At 44.0% G+C, this 11,976-nt stretch carries 14 protein-coding genes; 7 read left to right on the top strand and 7 right to left on the bottom strand.

Features of this window, described 5'->3' with window-relative positions; all coding sequences use genetic code 11:
• Together B3R91_RS05460 and B3R91_RS05465 are read left to right on the top strand one after the other, a co-directional pair.
• The coding region (locus B3R91_RS05460) for a DUF4139 domain-containing protein (RefSeq protein WP_286796779.1) at positions 1-854 on the top strand (854 nt) is incomplete at its 5' end.
• Positions 855-889: 35 nt separating this feature from the next.
• Positions 890-1,708 carry an NRDE family protein gene (locus tag B3R91_RS05465; RefSeq protein ID WP_191690729.1) on the top strand — a complete coding sequence of 273 codons (819 nt, stop codon included), beginning with the start codon at positions 890-892 and terminating at the stop codon, positions 1,706-1,708.
• A gap of 63 nt (positions 1,709-1,771) precedes the next feature.
• Here the strand turns inward: B3R91_RS05465 and B3R91_RS05470 are convergent, their stop codons facing one another.
• Entirely contained in the window at positions 1,772-2,293 is a 522-nt protein-coding gene (locus tag B3R91_RS05470; protein WP_068403735.1) for an RNA pyrophosphohydrolase, read from the bottom strand.
• Positions 2,294-2,859: 566 nt separating this feature from the next.
• Between B3R91_RS05470 and B3R91_RS05475 the strand changes: the two genes are divergently transcribed.
• Both B3R91_RS05475 and B3R91_RS05480 read left to right on the top strand, forming a co-directional pair.
• Positions 2,860-3,273, top strand: coding sequence for an OsmC family protein (locus B3R91_RS05475; protein ID WP_191690731.1), 414 nt, complete (start codon positions 2,860-2,862; stop codon positions 3,271-3,273).
• A 14-nt stretch (positions 3,274-3,287) separates the two neighbouring features.
• Positions 3,288-3,713 (top strand): MAPEG family protein, encoded by a 426-nt coding sequence (locus B3R91_RS05480; protein ID WP_286796780.1) that lies wholly within the window; start codon positions 3,288-3,290, stop codon positions 3,711-3,713.
• Positions 3,714-3,783: 70 nt separating this feature from the next.
• On the opposite strand, the gene B3R91_RS05485 is transcribed toward B3R91_RS05480, so the two are convergent.
• From B3R91_RS05485 to hisIE, 6 genes are all read right to left on the bottom strand, one after another.
• The gene (locus B3R91_RS05485; RefSeq protein ID WP_286796781.1) at positions 3,784-4,806 is read right to left on the bottom strand and encodes a tRNA dihydrouridine synthase; all 1,023 of its coding nucleotides are present in this window, start codon (positions 4,804-4,806) and stop codon (positions 3,784-3,786) included.
• Between the two features lie 66 nt (positions 4,807-4,872).
• Positions 4,873-6,372, bottom strand: coding sequence for a UvrD-helicase domain-containing protein (locus tag B3R91_RS05490; RefSeq protein WP_191690735.1), 1,500 nt, complete (start codon positions 6,370-6,372; stop codon positions 4,873-4,875).
• Positions 6,373-6,595: 223 nt separating this feature from the next.
• Positions 6,596-7,474 carry a twin-arginine translocase subunit TatC gene (gene tatC, locus B3R91_RS05495; RefSeq protein ID WP_191690737.1) on the bottom strand — a complete coding sequence of 293 codons (879 nt, stop codon included), beginning with the start codon at positions 7,472-7,474 and terminating at the stop codon, positions 6,596-6,598.
• Complete coding sequence (tatB, locus tag B3R91_RS05500; protein WP_286796782.1) at positions 7,474-8,190, bottom strand: Sec-independent protein translocase protein TatB; 717 nt, start codon at positions 8,188-8,190, stop codon at positions 7,474-7,476. Before tatB ends, tatC begins: the two co-directional genes overlap by 1 nt.
• Positions 8,191-8,215: 25 nt before the next feature.
• Positions 8,216-8,455 (bottom strand): Sec-independent protein translocase subunit TatA, encoded by a 240-nt coding sequence (gene tatA / locus B3R91_RS05505; protein WP_286796783.1) that lies wholly within the window; start codon positions 8,453-8,455, stop codon positions 8,216-8,218.
• 189 nt (positions 8,456-8,644) lie between these two features.
• Positions 8,645-9,493 (bottom strand): bifunctional phosphoribosyl-AMP cyclohydrolase/phosphoribosyl-ATP diphosphatase HisIE, encoded by an 849-nt coding sequence (gene hisIE, locus B3R91_RS05510; RefSeq protein ID WP_286796784.1) that lies wholly within the window; start codon positions 9,491-9,493, stop codon positions 8,645-8,647.
• A gap of 357 nt (positions 9,494-9,850) precedes the next feature.
• Between hisIE and rpmI the strand changes: the two genes are divergently transcribed.
• The 3 genes from rpmI (at position 9,851) to pheS (ending at position 11,921) form a co-directional block, all read left to right on the top strand.
• Positions 9,851-10,048, top strand: a complete 198-nt coding sequence (gene rpmI, locus B3R91_RS05515; RefSeq protein ID WP_011281253.1) for a 50S ribosomal protein L35 — start codon at positions 9,851-9,853, stop codon at positions 10,046-10,048.
• 131 nt (positions 10,049-10,179) lie between these two features.
• Complete coding sequence (gene rplT, locus B3R91_RS05520; protein WP_058369591.1) at positions 10,180-10,536, top strand: 50S ribosomal protein L20; 357 nt, start codon at positions 10,180-10,182, stop codon at positions 10,534-10,536.
• A 329-nt stretch (positions 10,537-10,865) separates the two neighbouring features.
• Positions 10,866-11,921 carry a phenylalanine--tRNA ligase subunit alpha gene (gene pheS / locus B3R91_RS05525; RefSeq protein ID WP_286796785.1) on the top strand — a complete coding sequence of 352 codons (1,056 nt, stop codon included), beginning with the start codon at positions 10,866-10,868 and terminating at the stop codon, positions 11,919-11,921.
• The last annotated feature ends 55 nt before the right edge of the window (positions 11,922-11,976 follow it).

Consider the following 11,976-nt stretch of genomic DNA (forward strand, 5'->3'; position numbering starts at 1 on the left):
CTTATCCCGAACTGGGGTTAAGTAGCGTAAATCCCAATCAAACGACTACCAGTCAGCTGCCACACGTTGAGCGCTTGTCATTATATGAAGAGCAGCAACAAGCTAAATTGGCTCGTTATGCAGCGCCGATGATGGAGATGGAAGCATCGCCTGTCGTTGTTGCTTCTGCAAGAGACAATTATGGCGGCGGTGCAGAGATGCCGCCACTACCGAGCTTTACTGTGAGTAGTCAAAACAAAAATGGCATCACCGAATATCGCTTGCCGCAGCGTGTGAGTATTCCCAGTGATGGCAGGCGCGTACGCACGGTCATTGATGAGCAATCTGGCACCAGTAAGCTTTGGCTACGCAGCACACCAAGTGCCGAGACCGCCGCTTATTGGTATGCATCCGCGCCATTTTTGACGCCTGCTTGGGCAGATGGTTCGTTGCAGCTATACCGTGATGATAACTATGTCGGACAGTCGCGCTATAATTATCAAACTCTAAAAGAGCAGGGTGTTGGCTTCGGTATTGACCCAAGTTTGCTGGTGAAGCAATTGACTGACGAGAATAAACAAGGTGATAAAGGCGTATTTAACCGTCAGCAAACCAAAACCATCACTCAAGCTTATCAATTTACCAATCAGCACAATCGCAGCGTGCGCTTGCAGGTGTTAAGTGCTGAGCCGGTGAGCAGTGATGACAATATTAAAGTCACGGCGACGCATACCCCAGCGATTAGCCAAAAAGACTGGAATGACCATAAAGGCATGGTCGCTTGGGAGTTTGATTTGCCAAGTAAGCAATCACAAGTCGTGCAATCGACGTATCAAATCAGCTACCCTGCTGATAAAAAGCTGAATACCAACTAAGCGCTAATAATTTAATATTTATATCAAGGAAAACTATGTGTATCGTCGCCATTGCTTGGCAGTTATTTGATGAGCTGCCGTTGGTTTTACTGTCCAACCGTGATGAGTTTTTACAGCGTCCAACAGCGCCGCTGCATCAATGGGAGGATAAGCCTATTTATGCAGGGCGCGATAAGCAAAGTGGCGGCACATGGCTTGGCATACATCAACAGCAACATGGCGATTTTTACGACCAAAACGGGCGCTGGGCGGCGGTGTTAAATTTTCGTGATGGCGTACAAGCAAGTAATGATGAGCGCTCACGTGGCGAATTGGTCACCGATTTTTTGACCAGCACTTTAAACCCATTGGAATTTGCTCGGCAAATCAGTTTGCAAGATTACGCAGGTTTTAACCTTGTTATTGGCGATACGGCGCAAGCGGTGATTGTCAATAATCGTGGTCATGCACCAACGCCGTTATATGCTGGATTGTACGTAATATCCAATGGTCAGCCAGAAGAAGGGTGGTTTAAAACCGAACGCCTACGCGGTCGGTTACGCCAAGAGGTGTTGCCATTGATTAGCGAGAACAGCGCCCTTGACTACTGGCAAGCAGCGGCGTTTGCCGTGATGTCAGATAATACGCCAGCGCCAGAAAATAAATTACCCGAAACAGGTGTCGCTAAGCAGATTGAGCGCGCACTGTCCTCCATTTATATTGAATCTGCTGATTTAAGTAGTATGAATAAAACAGCCATGCCAAGCTATGGAACGCGGACGCAAAGTATTTTAACCTTACGTAAAGAAGATAGTTCAGACAAAAAAATCAAAGCAGCGCTTATTAGCCGTGAATGCCAGCATAGGCAAATCTAACATAAAAAAATTCCCCTATGAATAATAGCTATCAATAGGGGAATTTGTTTTCTATTTGAATACTTATTCCACCAACAAATGGTTGTTTTGTTCTGGAATAATCAGTTCTTGTTTAAGCGGTAGTTCGCGCACCAATTCTTGCAAGGCGCGACGATATACCCCGCGTTTAAAATGAATCACTTGTCCGAGTGGATACCAGTAGCTGACCCATTGCCAATGGTCAAATTCTGGTTTACCCTCATCAAAGCGGATGTGTTGAGTATTCGGCTCATCTAAGCGCAGCAAAAACCATTTTTGTTTTTGCCCAATACACAAAGGGTACTGCCCATGACGCACATAGCGTTTTGGCAAACGATAACGCAACCAATCTTGCGTGACCGCCAGTAGATCGACATGACGCGGATGTAAACCGACCTCTTCCCAGAGCTCGCGATACATCGCATCCATCGGCGTCTCCCCGCGGTCGATGCCGCCTTGAGGGAACTGCCAAGCGTTGTGACCAATACGTTTTGCCCACAGAACTTGCCCTTGTGTATTTGCCAAGATGATGCCGACATTGGCGCGAAAGCCGTCTGCATCTATCATGACTAAACCCTTTTAAATTGTTTAAAAATAGCTTATTTCGACAAGGTACAACGACAGCAATCATAGTTATTATAGGGTGATGACCATCAGTACTATGACAAAATAAGATTCATTACCGTTATTAAACCAAGAAACAACCAAAATGTGTAACAGTATTTTGCTATAAAATGTTTCACAAGATTAATCCTTTAAAATCAGTAACTTATAATTCTACTTTTGTAAGTAAATTCCGCAGATTTTTCTAACAATAATAAGTCGCGGTAACGATAGGTGTATAAATACTTAAATATCGAATATTATTGTTAAAGCATAAATAAGGTAGCGGTTTATAAAAGGTAAACAAGAAAAGGCAAACGAGGAAAGAGCGTCATAAATCTGGTTTTTGCTTATGCTACACTAATAAAAGACAGTATTTTTCAAAAAGAGATTGTATTTCAGAAAATAAGAAACCTTTACTATTCAAACTAAAAATCATGTCAAATTAAAAAGCATATGAATTAAGAAGCATATGAATTAAGAAGCATGCGCATTCAAAGTCGTAGCAATTAAAACAAGGAATATCTAAGATGTCAGAGTCAAAAGCAAGCGTCACGTGGCAAGAAAATAAAGCCTTTATGGGTGTGTCGCCATCAGGACATAACGTCCAAATCGATGCTGATAAAGAAAAGGGCGCCAGTCCTATGGAGCTAATTTTATTAGGACTTGGTGGCTGTGCCAGCTACGATGTGGTGGCAATTTTACAAAAGTCGCGCCAACAAGTGACCGATGTACGTTGTGAGCTGACCGCTCAGCGTGCTGAGACCATTCCAGCAGTTTATACCGACATTCATATGCATTTTGTGGTGACCGGACAAGAGGTCAAAGAAAGCCAAGTAGAAAAAGCCATCAAATTGTCGGCCGAAAAATACTGCTCAGCCAGTCGGATGCTGGTACAGGGCGGCGTCAATGTGACTCACGATTTTGAAGTGATTGCAGGATAGGGACGAGTATACTGATGAGTCTATTCTTTGGGTTGATTCCCGATAGTGCCGCAGCGGCTATTTGGGCGATGGTGGTGGCAAGTCTGCTGCCACTGATAATGGCGCTGACAGCAAAAGCGCTTGGTGGTTTTAATTTTGCTGACAATGCCCACCCGCGTGAGTTCTTACAAGGGACGACAGGAGCTGCCGCGCGGGCCAATGCTGCCCAGCAAAACAGCTATGAAACCTTGCCTATATTTTTGGCAGCAGTATTGGTTGCAATGCTGTTTTTTGTACCGCAGTTGATAATTAATACCATCGCTTGGCTTTATGTGCTGATTCGTATTGGGTTTTGCGTGGCCTATATTACCAATTTAGCGACCTTTCGCTCTATTCTTTGGGTGCTTTCGATGGCTTGCTCATTGATGTTGTTTTATTTAGCGATTCGGGTCAGTTTTTAGCTTATTGCAGCTGTAAGTCTTTGAGATTTTTATTTTTAACACCTTTACAATATCGATCATAAGGCGCTGTTTATTCGCATGTGCTATTTTGCAGCGCCGCGATAATCACCGCTTTATTTTTTTCTCTTTTAATACGTTCCCACAAGGTTTGCGCCTCAGAGTAACCTTTGGTCAACATACCAAGCCACTGCTTATAACGCCCGACCAACACCACATCGTTTTTCGCCGCACCCTCTAAAAACTTAATCTGATGGGTAATTAAATCTTGCCATGCTAAGACTGTCAGTGTTTTTGTGTCATTATTATCGAGATCAATCTTGGCAATCAAATCAGGACGGGTGACAGCGCCGCGACCAAGCATTAAATGCTGGGTTCCTGACTGTGCCATACAGTTTTGTGCGTGCTCACTATTCCAAATTTCACCATTGGCAATCACTGGTATAGCAAGCATATTAAAATTTTGGATTTTGTCCCAGTAAGCGGGCGGCTTATAACCTTGGGTTTTGGTACGCGCATGAATGGTTAACCAATCAGCGCCGCTCGCAGCAATCGCCGCTTTGATATCGTCCATGCGACTCGTATCCGTATAGCCCAGGCGAATCTTTGCGGATACGGGAAGGTGCGCGGGTACAGCTCGGCGTACGGCACTGATAATCTCATACATCACCTCAGGCTCATCAAGTAGCACTGAGCCACCACGATGGCTGTTAACCGTTTTAGCCGGACAACCAAAATTGATATCAATCGCAGGCGCACCAAGCTCGGCAGCATAAGCGGCATTTTCTGCCATCAATTGCGCGTCACTACCGAGCAACTGAATATGAATCGGTGTACCGGATGCAGTTTTGGCATCATGATGCAACTCTGGTACGTATTTATAAAATACATGTGCTGGCAAGACAGTTTGGGTAACGCGAATAAACTCACTGACCGACCAATCATAAGGACGACCCAAGTCTGACGCAATTTGGGTTAGGATTTGGCGCATCAAAGGATCAGTTAAGCCTTCCATGGGCGCAAGAAGACGAACAGGATTGGCAAATAATTGCTGTATGGTGTTTTGGCGTGCTTGAAGTTGTTGATTATGATTCATGATCGGAGAGTCAATGTTATAAAAAGAGGTCGGCAAAGGCGATGAGGGGAGAGATAGACGGGCAGATTAAGTATTACCAAAAATGACCTTTTTCCCTGTCTGCAGTCCTGATACCAAGTCTTTAATATTATGAATATCTAAATTGCTTTGCGCGCGCGTACACGCAACGTAGAGCAGACGCAGCTCTTCTGGGCTAATCTTGACCGCATTGGTGGTTACGTCATAATAAAAATCATCATCGAGCTGCACTTTGCCCCACTCAAGCCCTTTGGCTTTATGCGCGGTTGAGATGACATAATCAGCATTTTCGATACGGGTTAGGCTGTTAACTGCCTGCGTCAACACATTGGTACCATGGTCATCGACCAACTTCACCAAGGTTTTAAGGTCACTGCCTTCATTGGTTTCAGAGTATTCTTGAACGTCACCCCAATTATAAAAATACGCCAGTTCGGGCACGCCATACGCCGATTTACCATTTTTTAAGTTTTCGGCTGCCTGACAAAATTTAAGCATACGATCAGTATCGGCTTGTAACGCCACTCTATGCCCAAGTTTTAAACCAGTTAATAACTGCGACATCGCCGCAGCATTGGTACGGCAAAGAATGGCATCTTTTTTACTATGTACCATGCCTTTTTCGGTAGACGATTGCTTATTTGGATTGCCTTTTAATGGTACGTCTTCTTGTAAAGCTTTGAGCAAGGTATTGGCAATCTCAGCAATTGGTTCGCCAAAACGAAACGATTGGGTCAATAAGGTTTGCGGCAACGGCAGTTTTTTCATCGCATTGACCGCGCCGCGCCACTCATAAATCTGCTGATGGGCGTCACCGACATAAATCACCTGCCGTGGCTGCTGGGTCAAAATCCCCATCATCAACGGATCGGCATCTTGTGCTTCATCAAATAAGATAAAGTCCGCAGGAATACTCGGTTTTGATAGTGCCCACAATTTAAGATAAATATCATGGCCGATACCAGCCGGATGGCGCGCATCAATCGACTGTAACCAGCGCTGCTCAACAGCAGGGTAGAGCATTTCGCGCAACTGCTCGCTATCTGACTCAGCAAGCCAGCTTGGAAATTCAAGATGCCTTGGGGCAGGATAGCTGGCGTGGGTACTACAAAAATTACTCACTGCATCACTGACAAACCGCGACAAGCGCGCTGGCGTGAGGGTAATATATTTATTCACCCCATCCATTTGCCGGCGTACTTGTACCGGTTGTAAGCCCAAATCATCACCCAAACGCTTGGGTGAAAATCTCGGTAACGACAATTTAGCGGTAATATCACGTGGTACGTGACGGTAGGCTAATGAGTGAAACGTCCGACAATCGACATGACCGGGGAATTTTTGCCGCGCATCGTTGGCAATGGCTTTGTTAAAGGCTAAATACAAGCCGCGACCGCGCAGACGCTCGCCAATTAATTTGAGCGTCGTGGTTTTCCCTGCACCCGCATAAGCGACCACTTTAAATGACTTGTGATCCATCGCCATGTTTAGCGCGTTCAGCTGCTCATCAGTGGGATCGCTCATATAAGCTGGCATCGATGCGGACATAATAAAGCTACCTAAAAACTAGAATGGGGTCAAAATTGGCGACGGTAAAAAAAGCCACTGCATAAACAATGGCTGACGGCTGATAATAACGGTGATATTGAGACACTCATTAACACTGAGGGTAGTACTGAGCGACTTAAATAAGAAAGCGATTTAAATAAGAAAGTTATATTAACAGATTAGCGTGTTGGCTGCTTTTTGAATAAGTGCCTGATAAGTAAAGTTATTCTTTCTTCAACTCTATATCGTCTGTCAAAGTCAGTTTACGTTCTTCTTTGATTAAAACTTTCGCCAAAAACAATCCCAGCTCAAACAATAACCACATTGGGATGGCAAGCATTAACATCGACACCCCGTCGGGCGGTGTAACGACCGCTGCAACGCCAAAACAGCCGACGATAATATAGCGACGTTTATCTTCTAGACTCTGAATGGAGACGACACCCGCCAATATCAATAGTAAAGTCACCACTGGAATCTCAAAGGTAAGCCCAAACACCATAAACAGCTTGAGCGCAAAGCTTAAATAACTGTCGATATCTGTCATCGGTAAGACGTTTTGCGGCGCAAACATGATAAAGAACTTAAGCACGCCCTTTAAAACAATAAAATAAGCAAACGCTACGCCCGCATAAAATAAAAATATCGAAGACATCAGTACAGGAATAGCGACTTTCTTCTCTTTTTTATACAAACCAGGCGCGACAAACGACCAAATTTGATACAAGATATAGGGCATTGCCAAAAATGCCGCCACAAAGATACTCAGACGTATTGGCGCCATAAAGTTAGAGGTGATATCGGTTGCTATCATCGTCGAGTTGGCGGGCAACTGAGCAACCAATGGGTCGGATAAAAAATCATAGAGCTCACGTGAAAATCCGACCAACGCCAAAAATATCACCAGTACCGCGACGCATATTTTAATCAGATGCCGACGCAATTCAATCAAATGCTCAGTAATCGGCATATCAGCCATTGAGCTTAAGATATCACCAGAGTCATCATGCGCAGCGGCATCTGTGGCGGCATCTGTAATAGCATCGATGTCTGTAGCCGTTACTTTTTCTTGACGGCTTTTTTTACGCTTAAATAAACCCACTAATCATTCTCCTGCTGCTTGGCAGAAGCCTGCTGAATTGATGATTTGTTAATCGATGGTTTATTTAAATGGTTATTTAATAACGTATCGGCTTTATAATTGGGCAGGTAGGGCGGCTGCGGCAGACGCCTTGCTTTATCATAAGCGCCAAGACGAAACCACATGTTTTCCCAGGGTTTGGTGATGGCGGTTTGGATCATTTGATGGGTATGGTCGTTAACATCAGTTTTTAGATTAGCATCATTGTTTGAGGGCTGTGATTTTGATGGTTCAGACGCTGTTAATTTTTTATCGGAGTCATAGCGGTCATAAGCGTAGTCAAATTCTTTTGGCGTTACTAATGAATGATCGTCTTTTTCATGGTCGATTTTATCGCTATCACTATCCACTTTAGCAGTATTAACTCGATGCGCAGCTTTAAGATGCTGGTTTTGCGAGGATTCAAATTCTTGCAGACTGCCGCGCATCTCTGCCATCTCACGGCGCATTTCAGCTTCAGTTTCACGAATTTTAGCCAGCTCTTTTTGCATTTGCTGCCGCGTCTCTGCCAAGTCAAGTTCCGCTTCGATTTCAGACTGCAAAGTAGACACCGTGCGGCGAATTTTGGCATACCATTGCCCAGCCGTACGCGCCGCTTGGGGCAGTTTTTCTGGCCCCAAAACGATTAAGGCGATGACGCCAAAAAGCAGTAATTCTGAAAATCCGATATCAAACATAATGTCTCAATGCCACTGTTAAATGCTATACATTATGCTTGTCATTAACCTTAGTGGTTGTGCGCTCTTCAGTGTGCGCATTGCCATCATGATCGAGCACGACTTGCTTTTTGGCATGTTCGGTATTTTCATCTTTAACGGCTTCTTTAAAACCTTTGACCGCGCCGCCCAAATCTTTACCGGCATTTCTTAGCTTGGAGGTGCCAAATACGACCACCACCACCACCAATAAAATTAGCCAATGCGTAATGGAAAAACTACCCATGATGCTATCCTTCTGTCTTGGTTTTTAGTCTTTATATAAATACTTTGAGTGTATAGAATATTGCTGTCGTACACAAAAGCTATCGACAGCTTATGCGAAGTAACACGTCACTATATTATAACCTGCACTTGTGACAAAAAGGTGAAAGCAACAATAATCAAACAGGGTAACGGCTAAGCTTAAAAAACGCTAGCGCGCGGCTTTTTCATCAATACCTGACAGACCAAAACGTCGGCCTAGCTCATTTAATACCGCTTCTGATTCTATATCAAACCATGCCAGCCCAACTAAGCTATGGAACCAAACATCAGCAACTTCATAAATCAGCTCGTGACGCGCTTCGTCATACTGGGTTTTATCCACATTTTCATCGCAATTGGCTAAGTCTTTAGCCGCGATAATGCTCTCGGTACTTTCTTCGCCTACTTTTTCTAATATTTTATTGAGACCCTTGGCATATAGACTTGCCACATAAGAGCTGTCAGCGTCCGCTCGTTTGCGCTCGGCCAATACCTTATCAAGCTGCTGCAAAATAGAATGAGTGGTAGCAAGGCTGTTATTTTGATGGGTGTTAGAATGGTCTATATTTTCCGCCGCCGCTTCATTAATTTTAGGCGTGGCTTTTGCTGCGGCGTTTGTCTGATAAATTTCTGCTGGGTCTTTTAATACTTTATCGACGGTTTGCCATTCAGGTATTTGCCCTGACAAATCCAAACGCTGATAAAAACAAGACTCGCGGCCAGTATGACATGCAATACCGCCCGCTTGCGTGACGCTCAGTACAATCACATCAGCGTCGCAGTCCAAACGAATATCATGCACGCGCTGGGTATGCCCAGACGATTCGCCCTTATGCCATAACTTGCCACGCGAGCGCGAAAAATACACCGCTGTCTGCGTTTCGGCAGTTAATTGCAGCGATTCGGTGTTCATCCACGCCATCATCAAAATACGTCCGGACACATAATCTTGGGCAATCGCAGGAATCAAACCATCAGTATTAAAATTTACGGCAGCAAGCCAAGCAGGTAAAGTCATAATCTATCAGTCGTCTTATAAAAGAAATGAGAAAGGGGTAAACGGTATTAAAGAAAGTAGTAAAAATAGCGCTCAATCTCTACTTAAACACAGCTACCGCTGACATTCAATATGTTAACGCAGGAAATAAAGCGCAATTATAACAGCAGCACGTTTTTGCGCGTAGTGTATTTCATATCAACTAACGCACCCTATAAAGTAGCGATTAAAACTTTCCTTGGCAAAACAGCGTACTATCTGCTAAAATAGCGCCTCCCACCTCGAGGCAAATAGCCGTTTAGTGCTTGTTTTTAAAGCGACTATTCGTTTTTACTATTTGACGACCAGGTTCTATCAAAGACAAAGAGGCAAATCATCATGAAAGTTAAGATGAAAACCAGAAGCGGCGCCGCTAAACGCTTCAAAAAAACAGCGAACGGCTTTAAGCGTAAACAAGCATTCAAAAGCCATATCTTGACCAAGAAATCAGCTAAGCGTATTCGCCAGTTGCGCGGTCTAAAGATGGTGGACAAGTCTGACGAAGCAGCAGTTCGTCGTATGTGCCCATACATCTAATAGCCTATCGTCATTTAGCTTTAATCAATTAAAGATATTTGACTTTGCAATTTGATAACGATGTCTATTAGTCAATTATTTGATGACATCGTGATTCGTTTAATAATGATTAAAAAATCTTGGAGTAATTTATGGCCCGTGTAAAACGTGGTGTACAGGCAAATCGCCGTCACAAAAAAATCTTAAAGCGCGCAAAAGGCTACTACGGTGCTCGTTCACGTGTTTATCGCGTAGCAGTACAAGCTGTGACCAAAGCTGGTCAATATGCATATCGTGACCGTCGCAACAAAAAACGTACTTTCCGTCGTCTTTGGATTGCACGTATCAATGCTGGTGCACGCTTAAACGGCTTAAGCTATAGCCGCCTTATCAACGGCTTGAAAAAAGCAAACATCGCTATCGATCGTCGCGTACTTGCTGACATCGCTATGCATGATGCAGCGACTTTCACCGCCTTAGTTGAAAAAGCAAAAGCGGAATTAGCCTAAATATTAGTTATCCTTTAAGTATTCTGCTTGTTTGAGTGTTTGCTTAAATGGATAGCAATAATATTGATTAATAGTACGATATTAATAAAAGCTACCGCTGGTCGGTGGCTTTTTTTATATTAAATTATTTTACAGCCAGTTTTACACCGCAAAAATGTAAAACGTTTTTAGTAAAGTTGCACTTTTTATTGTCTAAATATTCAAGCCATTTATATCACACGCCTTTGGTTGAAAATGAGTGGGTAAATGGTTTGCAATATTTGGTCAAATCCCTACAATTATAAATCACTATTATTAATAGTCCGTTTAAATCAGGAAGAATGCGTCTTATGACTACCCCTGCTGCTACCACCGATTTGTCGGCGCTACCGACCTTGTCCACCGAGCTCAGCGAGTTAAGCGAAGCCCAGTTAAATGAGTTTGCCAGTGCTGCTGAAGCGTTAGTTTTACAAGTAACCGATGTGCGCGCGCTACAAGATTTACGTGTGCAACTGACCGGTAAAAAAAGCCCATTAACCGGCTGGTCAAAGCAGATGGGTAAGCTTGGTAGCGATGACAAAAAAACTTACGGTGGCTGGTTACATCAAGTGCGTAGCCGCATTCAAGATGCATTGACGGCGCAGCAGCAAGAGCTAGAAGTGGCGGCATTAAATGCCAAGCTTGCCAGCGAGAGCATTGATATCACCCTGCCTGCGCGCGGTGGTCAAAAAGGTCATTTGCATCCCGTGACCATGATTACCCAGCGTATGCAGCAGTATTTTATCCAAGCGGGTTTTAATGTCGCCACTGGCCCTGAAGTTGAGAGCGATTACTATAATTTTGAAGCGCTAAATATCCCGTCGCATCATCCAGCACGGGCGATGCACGATACCTTTTATTTTGATGCGCATTATTTACTGCGTACCCATACCAGTCCGGTGCAGATTCGCACCATGGAAAAGAATGAGCCGCCGATTCGTATTATTTGTCCAGGTCGCGTTTATCGTAATGATTCAGACCAAACCCACTCGCCGATGTTTCATCAGTTGGAAGGGCTTATGGTGACAGAATCGAGCACCTTTGCCGAGCTAAAAGGCTTGATTAGTGAATTCTTAGAAGCATTTTTTGCCAAAGAGCTGACCGTGCGTTTCCGTCCCTCATTCTTCCCATTTACCGAGCCTTCTGCTGAAGTCGATATTCTCGATGATAATGGTAAATGGCTTGAAGTCATGGGCTGCGGCATGGTACACCCACAGGTGCTGACCAATTGCGGTATTGATAGCGAAAAATACACCGGCTTTGCTTTTGGCATGGGTATCGAGCGCTTTGCCATGCTGTATTACGGTATCGATGATTTGCGCCTGTTTTTCCAAAACGACGTACGCTTCTTAAAACAGTTTGGCTAGATGGTCGTTATTAATACGTCACCCTTTATTCTAAAATCTTTATTATAAAATTCTG

Origin of the sequence: Psychrobacter sp. UBA6291 (genome assembly GCF_002439405.1) — a bacterium.
GTDB classification, from domain to species: Bacteria; Pseudomonadota; Gammaproteobacteria; order Pseudomonadales; family Moraxellaceae; genus Psychrobacter; species Psychrobacter faecalis.